We start from the raw sequence: 20,396 nt of genomic DNA on the forward strand, positions 1-20,396 counted from the left end.
GCTCGCCGGACAACGTCTGCGGCTCGCTGCCGAACAGCTCGCGGCAGATCGCCCGCGCCGGCGCATGCAGGCGCAGCAATGCGCCGCGGCTATCGGTCTCCACCAGGCGCCCGCCGACGTTCAGGCAGGCCGAGCCGATCACCCGGCCGGCCTCGAACAGCACGTAGTTGGCGGTGCCGCCGCCGATGTCGATGTTCAGCACCCGCCCGGCGCAGGCGGCGGACAGCTCCGCCGCGCCGGCGCCGCGCCCGGCGATCACCGATTCCAGGTGCGGGCCGGCGCTGGCGACCACGAAGTCGCCCAGCCGCTCGGCCAGGCGCAGCACCGCCGGGCGCGCGTTGCGCGCCTTGGAGGTCTCGCCGGTGATGATGATCGCGCCGGACTCCACCTGCTCCGGCGCAAGGCCCGCGGCGCGGTACTGGTCGAGGATGAAGGCGAGCAGCTCGTCCTCGCGCAGGTGGCCCTCGAAGTCGATCGGGGTGAAGGCCACCGGGCTGACGTAGGTGACCTCCCGCGCGGCGAACTCGTAGTGCGGCACCTGCGACAGCGAGGCGCGGTTGACCAGCACCAGGCGCGAGAAGATCACCTGCGTGGTGGTGGTGCCGACGTCGATGCCGACGCTGCGCAGCTCGCGCCTGCTCATGGCCGTGCCCTACTCGGCCCGCTGCAGGTCGGCGTCGGGCAACGCCACCGGCCCGGGCTGGGCTTCGGATTTCGGCGCGATGAGCAACGCCACCACCACCGCGGTGACACCGCCGAACAGCTTGCCGACCAGCATCGGGAAGATCATCGCGGACATGTTCGCCGCGGTGAAGCCCAGGTGGTCGCCCAGGGCGAAACCGGCGGACACGGCGAAGGCGCAGTTGATGATCTTGCCGCGGGCATCCATCTTGCCGAACATGCCGAACATCGGGATCACGTTGGCCAGGGTCGCCACCATGCCGGCGGCGGCGTCCTTGTTCATGCCCAGCAGGCCGCCGACCTTCATCAGCGGGGTGCCGAACCAGCGGGTCAGCAGCAGCACCATGGGGTAGGCGCCGAGCAGCACGCAGGCGATCGAGCCGATCACCTCCATGGCGCGCATCACCGCGCCGGGCTCGTCACCCTCGCTCATGAAGATCGGGTCCATCCCCGGGATCAGCGTCCAGCCCACGGTGAACTGCACCACCGCGGCGGCCAGGCCGAGGGTGATCAGCCCCACCAGCAGCTTGGCGAACACCTCGAAGCCGGCGATGATCTTCTCCGGGCAGAACTTCAGGCCCAGGGCGATCAGTACCGCGACCGCCAGCACCGGGATCATGTTGATGAGGATCATCGCCAGGCTGAACTGCACCGGCACGCCGTTGACCTCGATGCCCGAGTACATCGCCACCAGCCCGCCGGCGATGCAGCCCAGCGGCACGGTGACGATCCCGGCGAGGGTGCCCAGGGCCAGGTAGCGGCGGTCGGACGGGGCGATGATGCCCAGCGCCACCGGGATGATGAACACCAGGGTCGGGCCCATCATGGCGCCGAGGATCAGCCCCGAGTACAGCCAGGCGGCGGTATCGCCGCCGGCCAGTTCCTTGGCCAGGGAGAAGGCGCCCATGTCGTTGGCCAGCAGGGTGCCGGCGAACATCGCCGGGCTGGCCCCGACGCTCTCGTAGAGCGGGATCACCAGCGGCCCCAGCAGGTTGGCCAGCACCGGCGCCAGGGCGGTGATGCCGACCATGGCCAGGCCCAGCGCGCCCATGGCCATGAAGCCTTCCTCGAACTGCCCGCCGGAGCCGCCGATGCCGCGCCCGAGCCAACCCAGGCCGAGGCGGCCGAGGACCTTCTCGGAGCCGCCGAACTGGCTGAATACCCTGTCCACCGCCCCGATCAGCAGGAAGACCATCATCACGTAGAGGATGATTTCGTTAACGCTCATGACACCTACTCCTGAACAACGTCGTTTCCTTCACGGCAGGCGCGTCAGCGCTGCCAGGCATCCTGGTAGATCGCGGTGATCTGTTGCGCGCAGGCGCTGCGCGGGTTGCCGGCCAGGCAGATGTCCTGCTGGGCCGCCTCGGCCAGCGCGGCGAAGTCCTCGCGGCGCACGCCGTGGGCCTGCAGGTCGCGGCCGGCGGCGCCGACTTCGTCGATCAGGCGCTGCACCGCGGCGATGCTGCGTTCGGCATCCAGGCTTTCGCGGCTGAGCGCGTGGCCGATCTCGGCGTAGGCGCGCTTGCAGACGAGCTGGTTGAAGCGCATCACCGCCGGCAGCATCAGCGCGTTGGCCTGGCCGTGGGGGATGCCGTAGCGCGCGCCCAGGGGGTGCGCGGTGGCATGGCACAGGCCCAGGCCGGAATTGGAAAAGGCCATGCCGGCCATGTACGAGGCGAGCATCATCGACTCGCGGGCGCCGACGTTGCCGCCCTGCCCCACCGCCAGCGGCAGGGCCTCGCCGATCAGCGCCACGGCGCGCAGGGCCAGGCCCTGGGTCAGCGGCGTGGCGTTCGGCGCGACGTAGGCCTCGATGGCGTGGGTCAGCGCGTCTATGCCGGTGGCGGCGGTCACCGCCGGCGGCACCCCGAGGGTCAGGCAGGCGTCGATGATCGCCAGGTCGGGAATCAGGTCGGTGTGCACCAGCACCTGCTTCAGGTGCCGCTGGCTGTCGGTGATGACCGCCACGTTGGTGGCCTCGGAGCCGGTGCCGGCGGTGGTCGGCACGGCGATCAGCGGCATGCGCCGGCGCAGCGCCGGGCTTTCGCCGAGGTCGCTCACCCGGCGCTCCGGGTTGGCCGCCAGCAGCGCCGTGGCCTTGGCCGCGTCCAGCACCGAGCCGCCGCCGAAGGCCAGCACGCCGTCGCAGTCGGCGGCCAGCAGTTGCCGGCCGGCGGCCTCCACCACCTCGCTGTGCGGCTCGCCGCCGGCGTAGACCAGGCATTCGTGGGCCAGCCCGGCGTCGACCAGCGAACGCAGCAGGCCCTGGTCCAGTTGCTGCTCGTGCAGCCGGCCGTCGACCATCACGAACAGCCGGCGGATGCCCAGCGCCGCGCAAGCCTCGCCGGTGCGCACGGTGGCGCCGGGGCCGATGTAGGTGCTGGGCGGCACACGGAACTCGCGCACCGCGCGGGCATTGAGCATGTCCAGGGCGCGATGGATCACCCGGCCGACGTCCTGCTCGTGCATGTCAGCGTTCCTCCAGGGCTTGCAGGCCGCAGGCGGCGATGGCCAGCGGCGTGGTAAACAGCGGCGGCGCGGGCAGGATCACCCGCTGCGCGGGGAAGGCCGCGGCGAACAGCGGCTGCACGCCGGGCAGGCTGCAGGAGCCGCCGGACAGGTAGATCTCGTCCACGGCCTGGCCTTGCAGATGCTCGCGGACGATGTCGGCCATCTTTTCGAACACCGGGCGCACCAGCGGCCACAGCGCCGCGCCCTCCTCGCGCTTGCGCCGTTCGGCCTCCTCCAGCGGCACGCCGAGGTGGCCGGCCAGCACCAGGCTGACGTGGTCCCCGCCGGTGGGCTCGTCGGCGCTGTGGATCACCTCGCCGTCGTGGACCACGGCCACGCCGGTGGTGCCGCCGCCGATGTCCACCACCGCGGCGCGCTCCAGGCGCAGCATCCGCGCCACCGCCGAGGGCTCGTCGATCACGCAGGCGATCTCCAGGCCCACGGCCTCCAGCACATGGGTGGAGATGCGCGGCTCGGTGCCCGGCGGGAAGGACGTGGCGGCGCGGGTGAAGCGCACGCCGAGCTGCTGTTCCAGGCTGTCGAGCTGGGCGCGGACGAGGTTCACCGCGCCGAAGAAATCCCAGACCACGCCGTCGCGCACCACGTCGGCCCAGTCCAGGCGCACCGCCACCGGCAGCGCCTGGGCGTCGAGCACCATGGACACCACGTCGCTGGTGCCCAGGTCGATGCCCAGGGTCAGGGGGCCGCGGTCGCCCGGTTCGGCCACGGGGTGCGCCAGGCAGTAGGCGGCGCGCTCCAGGCGGGGGAACAGCCAGTGCTCGAGATCGCGTTGCATGGCCGCCTCAGACGATCCGCAGGTGGTCGACCATGACGCAGCGGCGCAGGCGGACGAAGGTCCGCGCCGAGGTCACACCCTCGCCGGTGGGCGTGGTGATGGTCATGGTGGTCCAGCCCTCGCCGCCGAAGCCCAGGCCGGCGAGGCACGGCCCGTTCTTGACGAAGATGCTGGTGTCCATGGCGTTGGCCATGCGGTCCAGGTGGTCGAGGTTGCGCGAGTGCATGGCTGCCGTGTGGTGGCAGCCGCCCTCCAGCTTCAGCGCCAGGGCGATGGCCTGGTCGACGTTGGCCACGCGCACCATCGGCAGTACCGGCATCATCATCTCGGTGATGGCGAAGGGGTGGTCGGCGGTGGTCTCCAGCAGCAGCAGGCGTGTCTGTTCCGGCACCTGCAGGCCGATGGCGGCGGCGATCTTCGCCGCGTCGCGGCCGACCCAGTCGCGCGAGACGCTGCCGCGCCCCTGCTCGTCGACCTTCGGCAGCAGCAAGGGCAGCAACTGCCGGCCCTGCTCGGCGCTCAGCTCCACGGCCTGGTGCTTGAGCATCTCGGCCTTGAGGGCGTCGGCGACGCTGTCGACCACGATCAGCACCTTCTCGTCGGCGCAGATGATGTTGTTGTCGAACGAGGCGCCGAACACGATGTCGCGCGCGGCGCGCGCCAGGTCGGCGGTCTCGTCCACCACCACCGGCGGGTTGCCGGCGCCGGCGGCGATCAGGCGCTTGTCGGTGTGCTTGCGCGCGGCTTCCACCACCGCCTCGCCACCGGTCACCACCAGCAGGCCGATGCCCGGGTAGCGGAACAGCCGCTGGGCGGTCTCGATGTCCGGGCGCTGCACGGTGGTGATGAGGTTGGCTGGCGCGCCGGCCTCGACCATGGCTTCGTTGAGCAGGCTGACGGTGCGCTGCGACACCCGCCTGGCCGCCGGGTGCGGGGCGAACACCACGGCGTTGCCGGCGGCGATCATGCTGATGGCGTTGTTGATGACGGTGGCCGCCGGGTTGGTCGAGGGCGTCACCGAGGCGATCACGCCCCAGGCCGCGTTCTCGATCAGCGTCAACCCGCGGTCGCCGCTGAGCACCTGCGCCTGCAGGCATTCGGTGCCGGGGGTATGGCGGGCCTGGGCGATGTTCTTGGCGACCTTGTCGGCCACCCGGCCCATGCCGGTTTCTTCCACCGCCAGCTCCGCCAGTTCCCCGGCGTGGCGCTCGCCGGCGGCGCGGATGGCGGCGATGGCCCGGTCGCGCATGGCCACCGAGCGCAATGCTTTTTGCGCCTGCGCGGCGGCGGCCACGGCGGCGTCCAGTTCGACGAACACGCCGGGGGCGCAGGTCGCGCCCGGCGCGGAACCCCCGGCCGTGGAGGTCGCCCCTATGGAGGCGAGCACCGCCTTGACCACCTGTTCGATTTCCTTCGGGTTGATGTCCACGTCGTGCCTCACAGAATTCAGGGATGAGCCGGGCCACTCCACCTGGCGCGGGCCGGTGGAGGACGCTTGTCGTGAATGACCGCCGGGGGCGGGCCTATTTGCGGTAGAGCAGGCTGCCGTCGAGCACCGCTTCGTCGACGATGCCGACCACGCACAGGTCGATCGGCGCGCGTTCCTCGGCCAGGGCCTGGCGCGCGGCGCTGCCGCTGGCCAGCATCACCCACTCGCCGTTGCCGGCGCCGAGGCAGTCGCTGGCCACGTGCCGTTCACCGCCGGGCTGCCCGGCACGGTCGAGCATCTCGACCAGCAGCAGCCGGTCCAGGCCCATGCCCGGATGCTTCACGGTGCACACCACCTGCCCCACGACAATCGCCAGTTTCATCGCCTGTTACCTCGTCGGGCCGCGTTCCCCGCGGCGTACGCATGGATCCTCGGTGACGGTGCCCGGCACGCGCAGGGCGCGCTCAGGCACCGCTCGGACTGTCGCGGCGAGCCGCTCAATCCACCGGGCGATCCCCCGCCAGCTTGATCGGAAAGACTTCCTCCAGGTCCGAATGCGGGCGCGGGATCACCTGCACCGACACCACTTCGCCGACGCGCTGCGCGGCGGCCGCGCCGGCATCGGTGGCCGCCTTGCAGGCCGCGACGTCGCCGCGGACCATGGCGGTGACCAGGCCGCCGCCGATCTGCTTGACGCCCACCAGCTTCACCCGGGCGGCCTTGACCATGGCGTCGGAGGCCTCGATCAGCGCCACCAGGCCCTTGGTTTCGATCATGCCTAATGCTTCCATCTCACTCTCCTCGAACAATCGATCGCCCTTCGCAGGGCCTCATCGGAGTGGCTAGCCACTCGCATTACCCCCGGACGGCGGGGGCCGCCGTCCGGCTCAGGCGACTCGCCCGACAGCCTCGGCGCCGCCGGCCATCTTGTTGGCCAGCAGCACCGTCTGGATCATTTCCTCGCTCGTGCAGCCGCGCGACAGGTCGTGCAGCGGCGCGTTCATGCCCTGCAGCAACGGGCCGATGGCGTTCATGCCGCCGAGCCGCTGGGCGATCTTGTAGCCGATGTTCCCGGCCTCGAGGCTGGGGAACACGAACACGTTGGCCGCCCCGCCCAGCGGGCTGCCGGGCACCTTGAGCGCGGCCACCGCGGGCACGAAGGCGGCATCGAACTGGAGCTCGCCGTCGACGCACAGGCTTGGCTGGCGCTCGCGCACCAGCTCGCAGGCCTGGCGCACCGCCTCGGCGTCGGCATGCCTGGCGCTGCCGTGGCTTGAGAACGACAGCATCGCCACCCGCGCCGGCTCGCCGGTCAGCCGCTCGAAGTTGGCGGCCGAGGCGATGGCGATGTCCGCCAGTTGCTCCACCGTCGGCCGCGGCACCACGCCGCAATCGGCGAAGGCCAGGGGCGCGCCGCCGTCCGCGGGCAGCATGACGAACACCGAGGACAGCGTGCGGTTGCCCGGCGCCAGGCCCACCACCCGCAGGCCGGCGCGCAACACGTCGGCGGTGGCGCTGAGGTTGCCGGCGATGCACAGGTCCACCTGGCCGGCCGCCAGCAGCGCCGCGCCGAACCACAGTGGGTCGTGCAGCTGCTCCAGGGCCTGCTCGGGGCTGAGCTTGTTCTGCCGTTGCGCCAGGTCCTGGGCGAAGCCGTGCAGCCAGGGCGAGCGCGACGGGTCGATCAGCCCGAGATCGCCCAGGCGGATGTGCCGCTCCAGGCAGTAGCCGCGCAGGGCGAAGGGGTTGCCCAGCAGCAGCGGCTCGGCCAGGCCCTCGCGCTTGAGGTACTGCGCCGCCTCGATGGCGCGGCGGTCCAGGGCGTCGGGGAAGACCACCCGCGGCGGGTTCTGCCGGGCTACCCGGCGGCATTCGTCGAACAGCTTCATGGCGCTTCCCCCTGCACGCGCCGGTCCAGCTCGGCGGCGCTCGGCCAGGGTTGCCCGCGCAGGTGCAGCAGGCTCAGCAGCATGGCCACGTAGAGCGCGCTGGAAAGCCGGTTGAGGGCATGCAGCAGGTCCGGGCGACGCAGCCTGAAGCCGGCCTCCATGAACACTTGCGCGGCGCAGATTTCCACCTCGCGGACCTTGGCCCGCAGCAGGTTGAGCAGCGCCGGCGCGCGGCCGTGGCCGCACTCGGGCACCAGGTGGTCGTGGCCCAGGTACTGCAGCGGCGCGTGGGACAGGCGGTGCAGCACGGTCTCGTCGAGCCCGCCGACGGCGAACCCGGCCAGTTCCTCGCCGAGCACGTCGGCGCGCATCAGTTGGCCGAGCAGCGAACGGATGTCGGCCAGCCAGGCGGCCAGTCCGGCCGGCTCCGCCAGCTCCACCTGCAGCCACACCGCCAGGGCGATGGCCGCGTCCAGCTGGGCGCGGAACTGCAGGCGCGGGTCGTTCTTGGCCACCAGTTCGTGGGCGTTCAGGTGGGTCATGCCGGCGGGCTTGTGCGCCGGCGTCTCGCCGCACAGCTGGCAGGCCGCGGCGACGCGCTGGTCGCTGCCGGTCAGGCCGTGCACCGGCTTCAGGCGCGGCGCGCCGTCGGCGTCCGGCTCGCCAGCCGGACGGTACAGGCGCCCCTGCTCGTCCTGGAACTTCAGCGACAGGCGGCGCTCGTCGATCAGCGCGCGGGCCGAGGGCGTCAGCCGCGCATCGGCGGGCAGGCGCAGCTCGGTGCCTTCGCTCAGGCCGTGGCGTTCGCGCAGCCAGGCCTCGGTGATGAAAGTGCTCATGGCCGCCTCACTGTTCCTGCCAGTTGGCCGGCCAGGCGACGTAGAGGAAGCGCACCCGGCTGGGGGTGCCGAACTCGATGGCGCTGCCCTTGGGGATGAACAGCAGGTCGCCGGGCTGGCCCACCAGGGTCTCGCCGTTCTGGCGAATGTGCAGCTCGCCCTCCAGCACCAGGTCCACCTCGTCGTAGTTCAGCGTCCAGGGGAAGAAGGCGTTCTCCCACTGCATGAAGCCGGCGCCCATGCTGCTGCCGTCGTCGGCGCCGACCACGTCGGTGATGCCGATCTGGCAGTCGCCCGGCACTCCGTCGAGGCGGCCGAAGCGCACGCTGTCGCCCTTCACCAGCTTGATCCCGCCGGCGCCGGTGCGCGCCTCGAAGGCCGCCCGGGCCACGCTGGCGCCGCCCTGCTGCGCGGCCTTGCGCACCAGTTGGTCGACCAGTTGCGCGTCCACCTCGGCGGGCAACCGCGCCAGCACCTCGGCACGGATCCGCGCCAGCTCGTCCTCGCTGGGCCCGGCCGCGGCCGCTTGCGCTTCCTGTGCCTCCGGGCTGCCGGCCACCCGCTCGACCAGCGCCAGGCCCACCTGCTCGGCCACCGTGCGCGCCTCAGGCGTGACGATGCAGCGCGGCAGTTCCACGGCCAGGGAACTCTGTCCGGCGGCGATGGCTTCACGGATGTCGTTGGCGGTAATCAGCTTCTTCATCTCAACAGGTCCTCGATCGGATTCCGTGCGTTCAGCAGCGCGCGCAGGCGCTCGATGCTGGCGGGGTCGTCGCTGGCGGTGCGGACGATCTCGCCGTCGATGCCGTGGCTGCGCAGCAGGCGCTCGATGGCGGGCAGGTCGACGCCGGGCAGGTCGCACTTGCTGATCACCCCGATCAGCCGCTTGCCGGCGTGGATGTCGAGCAGCCCGGGCGGCAGCCGGCATTCCAGCGAATCGGCGGGGTGCACGTAGACCAGGGTGTCGACGTCGTCGGTGCTGGTGATCAGCGCGCGGTACAGGCGCGGGTGGCTGACGAACTCGCCGGGGGTATCCAGCGCGCCGCTGGGGTCGTATTCCAGCGCCTGGGTCTTGCGCGCCGCCGCGGGGTTGCCGCACAGGGCGTTGAACAGGGTGGTCTTGCCGGCGCCGACGCCACCGACCAGGGCATACCGCTGCGCGCTCATCATCAGCTCCTGGTCACCGGGCAGACGCTGTAGTCGAGCAGCCGGCCGAGGGCGGCGCAGGTCTGCGCCAGCGCCTCCTCCACCGCGCCGACGCTGCCGTGCAGCACCAGCGCGCCGCTGAAGCGGTCGAGGAAGCCGATGCGCACGTCGGCGGCCTTGGTGGCGAAGTCGCCGGCGATCATCGCGGTCTCGCCCGGGGTCAGGGTCATGATGCCGATGGCCTCGGCCCCGGGCACGCCGATCTTGCCCGCCAGCTCTTCCTGGGGGTGCGCGATCAGGTGCGCCAGGGTCACCTGCTTGCCCGGGACGAATTCCTGGATGATGCGCTCTTTGGACACGTGCTCTGCTCCTCTAACTGCTTAGGAAGCTAACAAGTGCCCGGACGGCGGCCCTATCAAAATCCGGCAAAGTTTTCCGCCGCCCCGCAAGACCGGAAAACTCCTACGAGAAACCGCTGGAACGCCCGCAGGACGCCGCATCGACGGTTTCCCGCCGAGGCCTGCGACCCGCGGCCGACGCCGTGCTGAGTGACTTTGTCGCAGCCGGCGGGAGGCGTCCGGGCACAGGCTGGGCGCCGCCATGGCGGTGGCGGGGAGTAGGGGAAAGGGGCATCTGACGGACAGGTTCCGCATCGGCCCGACTTGCCCGGCCGGGGCGTTGTTCGTAAGGTGCGCACGTTTTCGTTCGAGGTAACGGGAAGCAGGTGAAAGACCTGCGCTGCCCCCGCAACGGTAACCGACCGCAGGCCCGCGCCTGCCGCGCTCCAATCCGCCACTGTGCGCCACGCATGGGAAGGCCGGGAGCGTGCGAGTCGGCAGCCCGGAGACCGCCCTCGACACGCACGACAGGTGTTGCGGAGGGCCGCACCGTCAAGCGCGGCCCCTCCCGCCCTTGCCCAGCCCTCCTCGAAAGTCCACTTTTGAGGAACCCATCGATGAAACTTTCCCGTCTCGCCCTGACCGCCGCCGTGCTGCCCGCGGCGGCCTTCGCCACCGACGATGCCGAACAGGCCTACCAGCTGCCGTCGATGGTCATCACCTCGGCGCGCCAGGCCGAACCCCGCGGCCAGGCTACCTCGGCCAACACCGTCTTCACCCGCGACGACATCGAGCGCCTGCAGGCGCGCAGCGTCCCCGAGCTGCTGCAGCGGGTGCCCGGCGTGCAGCTGAGCAACGCCGGCGGCCTGACCAGCTACTTCCTGCGCGGCACCAACCCCGGCCAGACCCTGGTGCTGGTGGACGGCCAGCGCATCGCCTCGGCGAGCAGCGGCATCGCCCGCCTGGACTACCTGAACGTCGACAACATCGAGCGCGTGGAAGTGACCCGCGGCCCGCGCTCGGCGCTGTACGGCGCCGACGCCATCGGCGGGGTGATCCAGATCTTCACCCGCCGCGGCGAAGCCGGCCTGCACCCGCAGGTGCGCCTGGCCGCCGGCAGCAACGGCACCTTCCAGCGCAGCGCCTCGCTCGCCGGCGGCGACGAACGCACCCGCTTCGACCTGGGCGCCAGCCTCGACGAGAGCCGCGGCTACGACTACACCCGCGACAACGTCGGCGCCGACAGCGACCACGACGGCCAGCGCAACAAGGCCGTGCACCTGAACCTGGACCACCGCCTGAACGAGGACTGGAAGGCCGGCTTCAGCCTCAACGACCAGCGCGGCGACAGCGAATACGACGACGCCTACAGCTACGCCCCCGCCGAACCCCACGACGAATTCCGCGTCAGCAGCTACAGCGGCTACCTCGAAGGCCAGCTGACCTCGATGTGGAACAGCCGCCTGGAACTGGGCCGCAGCTTCGACCGCAACAAGGCCGTGGGCGCCGCCGAGGTGTGGAACAACGGCACCCTGGAAACCACCCGGCATTCCGCCAGCTGGTTCAACCGCCTGCAGCTGGATGCGCGCAACCAGCTGGCCCTGGGCGCGGACTGGTACGAGGACCGGGTCGACGGCAGCACCGCCTTCGCCGAGGACAGCCGCACCAACCACGCCTTCTTCGCCCAGCACAGCTTCAAGGGCGAGGCCTTCTCCACCGAGCTGGGCCTGCGCCACGACGACAATGAGCGCTACGGTTCGCAGAACAGCTGGAACGCCGCCTTCACCCTGCCGGTGGGCGATAGCCAGAGCTGGATCGCCAGCTACGGCGAGGGCTTCCGCGCGCCGACCTTCAGCGACCTCTACTACCCCGGCGCCAGCAACCCGGACCTTGCGGCCGAGACCTCGAAGACCTACGAGCTGCAATGGCGCGGCGACTTCGCCGGCACCCACCTGGAGGCCGCGCTGTACCGCACGGAAGTGGACGACCTGATCGCCTGGGACAGCGCCAGCAACCAGCCGCAGAACATCGCCAAGGCGCGCATCGACGGCTTCGAGGCCAGCCTGGCCCGCGAGGTCCTCGGCTGGCAGGCCAACCTCGGCCTGAGCATCATCGACCCGCGCGACCGCGACACCGGCCACACCCTGCCGCGCCGCGCCCGGCGCACCCTGAGCCTGGACCTGGACCGCCAGTTCGGCGCCTTCGGCGTCGGCGGCACCTGGCGCGCGCTGAGCAACAGCTATGCCGACGCGGCCAACCAGGACCGCCTGGGCGGCTACGGCGTGCTCGACGTGCGCGGCAGCTGGCAGTTCAGCGAAACGCTGCGCTGGGACCTGAAGCTGCAGAACCTGCTGGACAAGGACTACGCCCGCGCCAGCTACCAGCGCCCGACCGACCCCATGGGCTTCCCCAGCGAGACCTTCCACTACAAGGAAGCCGGGCGCACCGCGCTGCTGGCGTTGACCTGGACGCCGGAGTTGTAGGTATCGGCCCATGCAGGAGCGCGCCCTGCGCGCGATTTCGCGGGCAGGGCCCGCTCCTACAGGTTGCCGTGAGGCATGGCATTCTCACCCGTAGGAGCGGATTCATCCGCGATTCCGCCGACATGGCGGACGGCGCCCAGGCCAACCTTGGCACCGCCGGGGATCGCCATTAAACGGCGGATAACGCGGAGCGTTATTCGCCCTACGTTCGCCATGCGGCACAGCATTTCCCTGTAGGAGCGGGCCCTGCCCGCGATTCCGCCGGCAAGGCGGACGGCGCCAGGCCAACCTTGGCGCCGCCGGGGATCGCCGCTAAACGGCGGATAACGCGGAGCGTTATTCGCCCTACGTTCGCCATGAGGCACAGCATTTCCCTGTAGGAGCGGGCCCTGCCCGCGATTCCGCCGGCAGGGCGGACGGCGCCCAGGCCAACCTTGGCGCCGCCAGGGATCGCCGTTAAACGGCGGATAACGCGGAGCGTTATTCGCCCTACGTTCGCCATGCGGCACGGCATTTCCTTGTAGGAGCGGACCTTGTCCGCGATTCCGCCGGCAGGGCGGACCACGCCCAGGCCAACCTTGGCGCCGCCGGGGATCGCCGTTAAACGGCGGATAACGCGGAGCGTTATTCGCCCTACGCCAACACCCCCGCCAACCGCCCCAGCGCCGCGCAATCCACGGCGTGCCAATCGCTCAGCTCCGGCCAGGGGTTCTCCGCCAGGTTGACCAGCGCCGTGTAGCTGCCCGCCGCGCGGCCGCATTCCAGGTCGAAGCGGTAGTCGCCGACCATCAGCATGTCCCTGGGCTGCACGCCCCAGCGCTCGGCCAGGTGCAGCAGGCCGTCGGGGTTGGGCTTGGGCCGGGCTTCGCCGCGGCCGAGGATGTCGCCGGTGGCGAAGCAGTCGCCCAGGCCGATGGCCTGCAGGGTCACCAGCGCCAGCTCGTGGGCGTTGCGGGTGAGGATGCCGAGGCGGTAGCCGGCCTCGTGCAGCGCGCGCACCAGGTCCACCGCGCCGGGGGCGGCGGTGGAGGCCAGGGCCAGTTCGCGCTCGTGCGCCAGCAGCCAGGCGTGCTTGGCCGCCGCCTCGGCTTCCGGCAGCGCCGCCAGGTGGCTGAGGATGTCGTCTTCCTGGGGGATGCCCAGGGCCCGCTTGATCGCCGGGAAGTCGTGCACCGCCAGGGTCAGAGTGCCGTCCATGTCGAACACCCAGTGGCGGATCAGGCCCGGCCTCATGTCCAGTCCTCGCGGCGGCGGATCAGGCCTTCCTGGGTCGCCGAGGCCACCAGCTGGCCGTCGCGGTTGAAGATGCTGCCGCGCACGAAGCCGCGGCCGTTGCCGGCCCAGGGGCTGTCGATGGCGTACAGCAGCCACTCGTCCGCGCGCAGGTCGCGGTGGAACCACACGGAATGGTCGATGGTGGCCACCTGCATGTCCTTCTGCCACACCGAGCGGCCGTGGGGCAGCAGCGAGGTGGTGAGGAAGCCGAAGTCCGAGGCGTAGGCGAGGATGTACTTGTGCAGCGCCGGCACGTCCGGCAGCTTGCCGTCGGCGCGCAGCCAGAGGTACTTGATCGGCTCGCCGACCTGCGGGTCGTAGGGGTCGTTCTGGGTGACCGGGCGGATCTCGATGGGCTTGGGGTACAGCAGCTTGTCGCGGATGCGCTCGGGGAACTGGGCGATGCTGCGCTGCTTGAGCTCCAGGTCCGTGGGCAGGTTCTCCGGGCCGACCACGTCGGGCATCGGGATCTGGTGCTGGAAGCCCTCCTCGTCGTACTGGAAGGAGGTGCTCAGGGCGAAGATCGGCTGGCCCTTCTGGATGGCGGTGACGCGGCGGGTGCTGAAGGTGCCGCCGTCGCGCACCCGGTCGACCTGGTAGACCACCGGCATGCTGGCGTCGCCCGGGCGCAGGAAGTAGCCGTGCATCGAATGCACGTGGCGCGCCGGCTCCACCGTCTGGCTGGCCGCCGACAACGCCTGGCCGAGCACCTGGCCGCCGTACAGCTGGCGGAAGCCGAGGTCCTGGCTGATGCCCCGGAACAGGTTTTCCTCGATGGGTTCCAGGCTCAGCAAAGCCACCAGGTTGTCCAGGATCTGGGTCATGACGTTTCCTCGGAATCGATACTGCGAATGGAATGCGGGCGGCGCGGCTGGGGGTAGGCAGGGGAGCTGGTCAGACGAGTGTCCCATACCGCGCGGCCGATGGTGAAATGATAGAGGCTGACCGGGCGGTCCGATCCTTCGCCGAGCAATTCCCGCAGCGCCTCGTCGAAATAGCAGCCGATGCCGGTGCCCGAGAGCCCGGCGGCCTCGGCCTCCAGGTAGAGCACCTGGCCGATCTGCCCGGCCTCCCAGTACAGCCGCGGGTAGGTCCAGGGGCCCTCGGCCAGCGCCGCGTCCAGGTCGGCGAGCATGGCGAAGGCCACGCAGCCGTCGCTGGCGATGTCCTGGCCGCAGGAAAGGAAGGCCGAGAGCTGGCGGGCGTCGCCTTCCAGCAACAGGTACAGCGGCAGCCCGGCGTCCGCCCGGCGCCACTGGAAGTCCGCGCGCAGGCCGCCCGGCGCGCGGCCGCTGCGGCCCAGCCAGTAGAGCCCCGGCGCCAGGCCCTGGACGCGGTGGACGAACAGCAGCAGGTCCAGGCGCGGCGGCTCGCCAGTGCAGGCGAAGGGCACCGGCGAGTGCTCCGGCAGCAGGCGGCGCAGCCAGGCCAGCAGCAGCTCGGCGTGGATGCCGCTGCGGCCGTCCAGGCTCTGCGCGCTGCGCCGGCGGTGGAGAATCGGGCGCAGCGGCAGGCCGGGGTTGTCCAGGGCCGCCTCGGCGCGCGGCAGGCGCCAGTCGGCGGGGGCCAGCGCCGGCGCACGGCACAGCGCGTGGACGCGCTCCAGCTCCGGCCAGTGGCGGTAGCTGCGCGAGAGGCGGTTGGGCGCGCCCTGCAGCTCCAGCGCCGCCAGGCCCCGCAGCAGCGCATCGGGCACGCGGGGCTCAGGGTCCTGCGGCGGACCTATCCACAGCAACGCATCCACCACCTCGCGCTCGTGGAAGCCTTCCCGGTCCAGGCCGAAGGGCGCGTCCAGGCTGCGCTCGTCCAGCGTGCGCAGCAGCCGCACTTCCCAGCCCTGGATGGCCGCGGCGATGGCCAGGGCCGCCAGGGCGTGGCCGAAGTCGTGCTGGCAGTAGCGGTAGGCGCGCTCGCCGTACTTCCAGGCCTCGCGCCAGGGGATGCTGGCCAGCGCCAGCAGCAGGCCGTCGCCGGGGAGCTGCCCGGCCAGGGCGGGCGGCAGTTCGGCGCGCACCTCCAGCAGGTGTTCGTCGGCCGTGTAGTGGGCCAGCACGGCGGACTTGTCCACAGCCCCGGCCGGCAACAGCAGGTAGGCCTCGGTGGGATGCAGGTTGCCGCTGGAGGGGTTGACCCGCAGCGCCCAGCGGCTGCCGCCGGCTTCCTTCCAGGCGGAGAGGGCCAGGCTGTCGTAGAGCAGTTGCGAGACGCTTTCCAGGCCCAGCGGCGCCGGCTCGCCGAGGGGGCCGGCGAACACGCCGTCGTAGCCCGGCGATTCCTCCTGCGGGCGGTGCAGCAATTCGATCGAGCGCGCCCCGGCATAGCGGCGGAAGGGCGCCGGCTGGGTCGCCCAGTCCAGCTGGCCGGGCCCCGGGGCGAAGCGCTCCGGGGCGTGGCAGCTCAGGGCATGGTAGGCACGCACGGCCTCGGCGGCGTTCATGTCTGCGCCTCCAGCCATTGCTGGCGGCTGATGCGGAACAGCACGTGCGGGCGCAGCGCATGGCCCTCGGGCAGGCGCGGGTGGTCGAAGTCGGCGGCCGCGTCGCGCCGCATGTCCAGGCGTTGCATCAGGCCCTGGGACGGCAGGTTGGCCGGCACGGTGAAGGCCACTACCTCGGTCAGGCGCAGCTGTGCGAAGGCGTATTCCAGCACCGCCCGCGCCGCCTCCAACGCATAGCCCTGGCGCCAGAACGCCCGGTTCAGCCGCCAGCCGATCTCCACCGCCGGGGTGAAGGCGGCTTCGAAGCCCACGTGCTGCACGCCCAGCACGCCGAGGAAGGCGCCGTCGTCGCGACGCTCGACTATCCACTGGCCGAAGCCGTGCTCGGCGAAGTGCGCGTGGATGCGCGCGGCCAGGGCGTCGCTGTCCTCGCGGCCCATGCAGGCGGGGAAGTGGCGCATCACTTCGGGGTCGGCGTTGAGGGCGGCGAAGGCCTCCAGGTCGCCGTCGCGCCAAGGGCGCAGCAGCAGGCGCGGGGTGCTCAGGCTGGGCAGGTGCATGGTTCGCCTCGGGATGCTCGTCAGGGGCCTATTGTGCCCCATGCACGGCCCTGGCGCCCGGCCGCGGGGCCGGCTTACCCTTGCCGGTGAACAGCCCGAGCCCCGTCCCATGCCGTTGCCCCTGGTCTACCACGACGACTACAGCCCGCCCTTCCCCGCCGGCCACCGCTTCCCGATGGAGAAGTTCCGCCTGCTCAAGGAGCACCTGGTGGCCAGCGGCCTGACCTGCGACGCGGCGCTGCTGCGCCCCGAGCCCTGCCCGGCGGACATCCTCGCCCTGGCCCACGACCGCGGCTACATCGAGCGCTACTGCGGCGGCCGGATGAGCCACGAGGAGCTGCGCCGCCTGGGCCTGCCCTGGAGCGAGGCCCTGGCCATGCGCACCGTGCGCGCGGTGGGCGGCTCGCTGCTGGGCGCGGAGCTGGCGCTGCGCCATGGCCTGGCTTGCCACCTGGCCGGCGGCACCCACCACGCGCACCACGACCACGCCTCGGGCTTCTGCATCTTCAACGACCTGGCGGTGATCGCCCTCTACCTGCTGGAGAGCGGCCGCGCCGGGCGGGTGCTGATCTTCGACTGCGACGTGCACCAGGGCGACGGCACCGCGCGCATCCTGGAAAACGTCCCCGACGCCGTCACGGTGTCACTGCACTGCGAGAAGAACTTCCCCGCGCGCAAGGCGCACAGCGACTGGGACATCCCCCTGCCGCTGCACATGGGCGACGCCGACTACCTGCGGGTGGTGGACGAGGCGCTGGACTACCTGCTGCCGCTGTACCAGCCGGACCTGGTGCTCTACGACGCCGGGGTGGACGTGCACAAGGACGACGCCCTGGGCTACCTGAACCTCACCGACGCCGGCCTGGCCGCCCGCGACGAGCGGGTGATCGAACGCTGCCTGGCCCGCGACATCCCGGTGCTGGGGGTGATCGGCGGCGGCTACGACAAGGACCGCGCGGCCCTGGCGCGGCGCCACGGCATCCTCCACCACAGCGCGCAGCGCGTCTGGCAGCGCCTCGGCCTGGGCTGAGTTGTCCACGCAGGCTGTGGAACAACCTGTGGAAAAGCTTGGGGGCGTCCGCCCCGGCCCCCGCCCGGCCTGGGGCACAGCCGGCTGGGTGAAAGATGACCAGGCAAGCTTGCACGCAGCGGAGCCTTGTCCACGGATACTGTGGAAGCCACTGTGGATAAGCTGCGGGGCCTTCGCTGCAGGCCACGCCCCTCAAGCCCTCCAGCCCAATGAACAAAATATGACCAGGGCGTTCTTCGTAGGAGCGAGCTTGCTCGCGAAGGGCGCCGCGGAGGGAATGGGGGTTCGCGAGCAAGCTCGCTCCTACAAGAGCCCGAGGCATCGGCTTGTCCACGGATGCTGTGGAGCCGCCTGTGGATATCCTGGGAACAAGCGCGCCGGCCGCCCGTGAGCAAAGGCTTCGCCGCGGCTGCCGGCAAATTGACCAGCCGCCCGCCGCAGCGGCTAGGCTAGAATGCGCGCCCTCTCCACCGACCATGCCCAGCCCATGACCAGCTCCAGCCCCTCGTCCTCCCGCAGCGCCATCGTCATCGGCGGCGGCCCCGCCGGCCTGATGGCGGCCGAAGTGCTGGCTGGCGCCAGCGTGCGCGTGGCGCTGTACGACGCCATGCCCTCGGTGGGACGCAAGTTCCTGCTGGCCGGCGTCGGCGGCATGAACATCACCCATTCCGAGGCCCGCGAGGCCTTCGTCGGCCGCTACGGCGAGCGCCGCGGGGAAGTCGGCGCGCTGCTCGCCGATTTCGACGGCCAGGCCCTGCGCGAGTGGATCCACGGCCTGGGGATAACCACCTTCGTCGGCACCTCCGGCCGCGTCTTCCCCACCGACATGAAGGCCGCGCCCCTGCTGCGCGCCTGGCTCAAGCGCCTGCGCGAAAAAGGCGTAGTTATTCACACCCGCAGCCGCTGGCAGGGCTGGGACGACCAGGGCCACCTGCTCATCGATGGCCTCGCCGGCCGCGAGGCGCTACAGGCCGACGCCACCGTCCTCGCCCTGGGCGGCGGCAGTTGGCAACGCCTGGGCTCCGACGGCGCCTGGGTGCCGCTGCTGCAGGCGCGCGGCGTGGAAGTCGCACCCCTGCGTCCCTCCAACTGTGGCTTCGAAGTCGAGGCCTGGAGCGGGTTCTTCCGCGACAAGTTCGCCGGCGCGCCGGTCAAGCCGGTGGCCCTGGGCCTGGACGGCGAGGCGCCGCGCCAGGGCGAGTTCGTGGTCACCGCCGGCGGCATCGAGGGCAGCCTGGTCTATGCGCTGTCCGCCGCCATCCGCGAGCGCATCGCCCGCGACGGCTCGGCCACCCTGTACCTGGACCTGCTGCCGGGCCGCAGCGCCGAGCAGGTGGCCAAGGCCCTGGCCCAGCCGCGCGGCTCCAAGTCCATGGCCAACCACCTGCGCGGCCGCCTGGGCCTGGACGGCGTGCGCGCCGGCCTGCTGCGCGAGTTGTCCACAGCCGCGGACTATGCCGAGCCGCAACGCCTGGCCACGCTGATCAAGGCGCTACCGCTACGCGTGGTGCGCGCCCGCCCGCTGGACGAAGCCATCAGCAGCGCCGGCGGCGTCACCTTCGAGGCGGTGGATAAGCAGCTGATGCTGGACGCCCTGCCCGGGGTGTTCTGCGCCGGCGAGATGCTCGACTGGGAGGCCCCCACCGGTGGCTACCTGCTCACCGCCTGCTTCGCCAGCGGCCGCGCCGCCGGCCTGGGCGCATTGCGCTGGCTGAAACTGGAACCCTAGTGCTAGATTGCGGACTCCCACCCGCAGAGTCCGCGCCATGCCCCTGAGCTTCCGTCCGGCCCGCGCCGGGGACGTCGATACTGCCGTCCCGCTGATCTACAGTTCCGGCCCCGACGCCTTCGACTACGTCTTCGCCCGCCCCGGCCGCAACAGCGCCCAGGACTTCCTGCGCCACGCCTTCGTCCAGGGCGGCGGCCAGTTCGGCTGGCGCCAGCACACGGTGGGCGAGCTGGATGGGCGGGTGGTGGCGGTGGGGACCGTGTTCGGCGGCGAGGCCAACCTCGGCTACATGCTCGCCGCCAGCCGGCAGATCCTCGGCTTCTTCGGCCCGGGCGCGCTGCCGGTGATCCACCACGGCCTGCAACTGGAACGCATCATCTGCCCGCCGCCGAAGCAGACGCTGTACCTCGCCCACCTCGGCGTGGCGCCGGAGCTACGCGGCGAAGGCCTGGGCAGCCAGTTGATCGCCCACTTCCTCGAACGCGGCCGCCAGGCCGGCCTGCCCATGGCCGCCCTCGACGTGTCGGTGGCCAACCCGCGGGCCCAGGCGCTGTACGAGCGCATGGGCTTCGCGGTGCAGGCCGAGCGCACCTCCGACCTGCCCGGCGTGGCCAGCCACCGCTACATGCAGCGCGCCCTCTGAGCCTGCGCTAGACTGCGCGCCAGCCGCCCGCAGAGGCGGCAACGCCACCGTGCCGGCCAGTGCCACGACAAGGAAGCGCCATGAGCAACCTGAACAGCGTCGAACTGAAAGTCTTCGTCCCGGCCCGCGACTACGCCCGGTCCCAGGCCTTCTACCGCGACCTCGGCTTCGCCAATCCCTGGGGTTCCGAGGAGCTGAGCTACTTCCACCACGGCGACCGCTGCGCCTTCCTGCTGCAGAACTTCTACGTCAAGGAATTCGCCGAGAACCTGATGCTGCACCTGCTGGTGGAGGACGCCGACGCCTGGTGGCAGCGCCTGCGTGAGATCGATATCACCGGGCACTACGGGGTGCGGCTAGGGGAGCCGGCGGACCAGCCTTGGCGGATGCGGGATTTCACCTTGCATGATCCGAGCGGGGTGTTGTGGCGTATCGGCCACAATCTTGATTGAGCGGGGTCGCGGCTTTTCGTAGGAGCGAGCTTGCTCGCGAACGGCATTCTGCCGGGTGGTTCGGTGTGTATCCTCAAGAGCGCCCTCTCCCCAGCCCTCTCCCTGAAGGGAGAGGGGGCTTGTCCGTGCCGAGAGGAGGCTTGGTTTCAGCCGGT

General features: G+C 71.2%; 21 protein-coding genes and 1 riboswitch. Of the genes, 5 read left to right on the plus strand and 16 right to left on the minus strand.

Features of this window, described 5'->3' with window-relative positions; all coding sequences use genetic code 11:
- From DK254_RS27690 to eutS, 12 genes are all read right to left on the minus strand, one after another.
- Nucleotides 1-643: ethanolamine ammonia-lyase reactivating factor EutA (locus DK254_RS27690; RefSeq protein ID WP_177412134.1), on the minus strand; the 643-nt coding region annotated here is incomplete at its 3' end.
- Between the two features lie 9 nt (nucleotides 644-652).
- A complete protein-coding gene (gene eutH, locus DK254_RS27695) occupies nucleotides 653-1,909 on the minus strand; it encodes an ethanolamine utilization protein EutH (protein WP_109936389.1) in 1,257 nt (418 codons plus the stop codon).
- Nucleotides 1,910-1,953: 44 nt separating this feature from the next.
- Nucleotides 1,954-3,153: an iron-containing alcohol dehydrogenase family protein gene (locus DK254_RS27700; protein WP_109936390.1), complete on the minus strand. Its 1,200-nt coding sequence runs from the start codon at nucleotides 3,151-3,153 to the stop codon at nucleotides 1,954-1,956.
- A 1-nt stretch (nucleotide 3,154) separates the two neighbouring features.
- Entirely contained in the window at nucleotides 3,155-3,991 is an 837-nt protein-coding gene (gene eutJ / locus DK254_RS27705) for an ethanolamine utilization protein EutJ (protein WP_109936391.1), read from the minus strand.
- Between the two features lie 7 nt (nucleotides 3,992-3,998).
- Nucleotides 3,999-5,420 (minus strand): aldehyde dehydrogenase family protein, encoded by a 1,422-nt coding sequence (locus DK254_RS27710; RefSeq protein ID WP_218281456.1) that lies wholly within the window; start codon nucleotides 5,418-5,420, stop codon nucleotides 3,999-4,001.
- A gap of 94 nt (nucleotides 5,421-5,514) precedes the next feature.
- Nucleotides 5,515-5,802, minus strand: coding sequence for an ethanolamine utilization microcompartment protein EutN (gene eutN / locus DK254_RS27715; RefSeq protein WP_109936392.1), 288 nt, complete (start codon nucleotides 5,800-5,802; stop codon nucleotides 5,515-5,517).
- 115 nt (nucleotides 5,803-5,917) lie between these two features.
- Complete coding sequence (eutM, locus tag DK254_RS27720; protein ID WP_109936393.1) at nucleotides 5,918-6,211, minus strand: ethanolamine utilization microcompartment protein EutM; 294 nt, start codon at nucleotides 6,209-6,211, stop codon at nucleotides 5,918-5,920.
- A 96-nt stretch (nucleotides 6,212-6,307) separates the two neighbouring features.
- Nucleotides 6,308-7,309: a phosphate acetyltransferase gene (locus tag DK254_RS27725; protein WP_109936394.1), complete on the minus strand. Its 1,002-nt coding sequence runs from the start codon at nucleotides 7,307-7,309 to the stop codon at nucleotides 6,308-6,310.
- A complete protein-coding gene (eutT, locus tag DK254_RS27730) occupies nucleotides 7,306-8,148 on the minus strand; it encodes an ethanolamine utilization cob(I)yrinic acid a,c-diamide adenosyltransferase EutT (RefSeq protein WP_109936395.1) in 843 nt (280 codons plus the stop codon). Before eutT ends, DK254_RS27725 begins: the two co-directional genes overlap by 4 nt.
- Nucleotides 8,149-8,155: 7 nt before the next feature.
- On the minus strand, nucleotides 8,156-8,851 hold the full coding sequence (eutQ, locus tag DK254_RS27735; RefSeq protein ID WP_109936396.1) for an ethanolamine utilization acetate kinase EutQ: 696 nt from the start codon (nucleotides 8,849-8,851) through the stop codon (nucleotides 8,156-8,158).
- Nucleotides 8,848-9,315 (minus strand): EutP/PduV family microcompartment system protein, encoded by a 468-nt coding sequence (locus DK254_RS27740; RefSeq protein WP_089389808.1) that lies wholly within the window; start codon nucleotides 9,313-9,315, stop codon nucleotides 8,848-8,850. Before DK254_RS27740 ends, eutQ begins: the two co-directional genes overlap by 4 nt.
- Before the next feature lie 2 nt (nucleotides 9,316-9,317).
- The gene (gene eutS, locus DK254_RS27745; RefSeq protein ID WP_089389809.1) at nucleotides 9,318-9,653 is read right to left on the minus strand and encodes an ethanolamine utilization microcompartment protein EutS; all 336 of its coding nucleotides are present in this window, start codon (nucleotides 9,651-9,653) and stop codon (nucleotides 9,318-9,320) included.
- Between the two features lie 311 nt (nucleotides 9,654-9,964).
- Nucleotides 9,965-10,165: riboswitch (cobalamin riboswitch) on the plus strand.
- Between the two features lie 84 nt (nucleotides 10,166-10,249).
- Here eutS and DK254_RS27750 point away from each other — a divergent pair.
- A complete protein-coding gene (locus DK254_RS27750) occupies nucleotides 10,250-12,115 on the plus strand; it encodes a TonB-dependent receptor domain-containing protein (RefSeq protein WP_109936397.1) in 1,866 nt (621 codons plus the stop codon).
- 633 nt (nucleotides 12,116-12,748) lie between these two features.
- On the opposite strand, the gene DK254_RS27755 is transcribed toward DK254_RS27750, so the two are convergent.
- Genes DK254_RS27755 through DK254_RS27770 form a run of 4 tightly spaced genes read right to left on the minus strand, consistent with a single transcriptional unit; the run spans nucleotide 12,749 to nucleotide 16,387 of the window.
- Nucleotides 12,749-13,348 (minus strand): HAD family hydrolase, encoded by a 600-nt coding sequence (locus DK254_RS27755; RefSeq protein ID WP_109936398.1) that lies wholly within the window; start codon nucleotides 13,346-13,348, stop codon nucleotides 12,749-12,751.
- Complete coding sequence (tesB, locus tag DK254_RS27760; RefSeq protein WP_109936399.1) at nucleotides 13,345-14,214, minus strand: acyl-CoA thioesterase II; 870 nt, start codon at nucleotides 14,212-14,214, stop codon at nucleotides 13,345-13,347. The genes DK254_RS27755 and tesB overlap by 4 nt, the downstream gene beginning before the upstream one ends.
- On the minus strand, nucleotides 14,211-15,827 hold the full coding sequence (locus DK254_RS27765) for a SagB/ThcOx family dehydrogenase (RefSeq protein WP_109936400.1): 1,617 nt from the start codon (nucleotides 15,825-15,827) through the stop codon (nucleotides 14,211-14,213). The genes tesB and DK254_RS27765 overlap by 4 nt, the downstream gene beginning before the upstream one ends.
- A complete protein-coding gene (locus tag DK254_RS27770) occupies nucleotides 15,824-16,387 on the minus strand; it encodes a GNAT family N-acetyltransferase (RefSeq protein ID WP_089389815.1) in 564 nt (187 codons plus the stop codon). Before DK254_RS27770 ends, DK254_RS27765 begins: the two co-directional genes overlap by 4 nt.
- A gap of 109 nt (nucleotides 16,388-16,496) precedes the next feature.
- Between DK254_RS27770 and DK254_RS27775 the strand changes: the two genes are divergently transcribed.
- The 4 genes from DK254_RS27775 to DK254_RS27790 all read left to right on the plus strand — a co-directional run bounded on the left by DK254_RS27775 (nucleotide 16,497) and on the right by DK254_RS27790 (nucleotide 20,241).
- A complete protein-coding gene (locus DK254_RS27775; protein WP_109936401.1) occupies nucleotides 16,497-17,417 on the plus strand; it encodes a histone deacetylase in 921 nt (306 codons plus the stop codon).
- A 553-nt stretch (nucleotides 17,418-17,970) separates the two neighbouring features.
- On the plus strand, nucleotides 17,971-19,146 hold the full coding sequence (locus DK254_RS27780) for a TIGR03862 family flavoprotein (RefSeq protein ID WP_371921197.1): 1,176 nt from the start codon (nucleotides 17,971-17,973) through the stop codon (nucleotides 19,144-19,146).
- 37 nt (nucleotides 19,147-19,183) lie between these two features.
- Nucleotides 19,184-19,789: an N-acetyltransferase gene (locus DK254_RS27785; RefSeq protein ID WP_109936402.1), complete on the plus strand. Its 606-nt coding sequence runs from the start codon at nucleotides 19,184-19,186 to the stop codon at nucleotides 19,787-19,789.
- 80 nt (nucleotides 19,790-19,869) lie between these two features.
- Nucleotides 19,870-20,241 (plus strand): VOC family protein, encoded by a 372-nt coding sequence (locus tag DK254_RS27790; RefSeq protein ID WP_109936403.1) that lies wholly within the window; start codon nucleotides 19,870-19,872, stop codon nucleotides 20,239-20,241.
- The last annotated feature ends 155 nt before the right edge of the window (nucleotides 20,242-20,396 follow it).

The sequence above is a fragment of the Pseudomonas sp. RW407 genome, assembly GCF_003176655.1.
In the GTDB taxonomy this organism is placed as follows: Bacteria; Pseudomonadota; Gammaproteobacteria; order Pseudomonadales; family Pseudomonadaceae; genus Pseudomonas; species Pseudomonas delhiensis.

Coding starts and splice junctions, on each gene's coding strand:
- eutH (WP_109936389.1), bottom strand. CDS start 1,909: ATGAGCGTTAACGAAATCATCCTCTACGTGATGATGGTCTTCCTGCTG.
- DK254_RS27700 (WP_109936390.1), bottom strand. CDS start 3,153: ATGCACGAGCAGGACGTCGGCCGGGTGATCCATCGCGCCCTGGACATG.
- eutJ (WP_109936391.1), bottom strand. CDS start 3,991: ATGCAACGCGATCTCGAGCACTGGCTGTTCCCCCGCCTGGAGCGCGCC.
- eutN (WP_109936392.1), bottom strand. CDS start 5,802: ATGAAACTGGCGATTGTCGTGGGGCAGGTGGTGTGCACCGTGAAGCAT.
- eutM (WP_109936393.1), bottom strand. CDS start 6,211: ATGGAAGCATTAGGCATGATCGAAACCAAGGGCCTGGTGGCGCTGATC.
- DK254_RS27725 (WP_109936394.1), bottom strand. CDS start 7,309: ATGAAGCTGTTCGACGAATGCCGCCGGGTAGCCCGGCAGAACCCGCCG.
- eutT (WP_109936395.1), bottom strand. CDS start 8,148: ATGAGCACTTTCATCACCGAGGCCTGGCTGCGCGAACGCCACGGCCTG.
- eutQ (WP_109936396.1), bottom strand. CDS start 8,851: ATGAAGAAGCTGATTACCGCCAACGACATCCGTGAAGCCATCGCCGCC.
- DK254_RS27740 (WP_089389808.1), bottom strand. CDS start 9,315: ATGAGCGCGCAGCGGTATGCCCTGGTCGGTGGCGTCGGCGCCGGCAAG.
- DK254_RS27750 (WP_109936397.1), top strand. CDS start 10,250: ATGAAACTTTCCCGTCTCGCCCTGACCGCCGCCGTGCTGCCCGCGGCG.
- DK254_RS27755 (WP_109936398.1), bottom strand. CDS start 13,348: ATGAGGCCGGGCCTGATCCGCCACTGGGTGTTCGACATGGACGGCACT.
- tesB (WP_109936399.1), bottom strand. CDS start 14,214: ATGACCCAGATCCTGGACAACCTGGTGGCTTTGCTGAGCCTGGAACCC.
- DK254_RS27765 (WP_109936400.1), bottom strand. CDS start 15,827: ATGAACGCCGCCGAGGCCGTGCGTGCCTACCATGCCCTGAGCTGCCAC.
- DK254_RS27770 (WP_089389815.1), bottom strand. CDS start 16,387: ATGCACCTGCCCAGCCTGAGCACCCCGCGCCTGCTGCTGCGCCCTTGG.
- DK254_RS27775 (WP_109936401.1), top strand. CDS start 16,497: ATGCCGTTGCCCCTGGTCTACCACGACGACTACAGCCCGCCCTTCCCC.
- DK254_RS27780 (WP_371921197.1), top strand. CDS start 17,971: ATGGCGGCCGAAGTGCTGGCTGGCGCCAGCGTGCGCGTGGCGCTGTAC.
- DK254_RS27785 (WP_109936402.1), top strand. CDS start 19,184: ATGCCCCTGAGCTTCCGTCCGGCCCGCGCCGGGGACGTCGATACTGCC.
- DK254_RS27790 (WP_109936403.1), top strand. CDS start 19,870: ATGAGCAACCTGAACAGCGTCGAACTGAAAGTCTTCGTCCCGGCCCGC.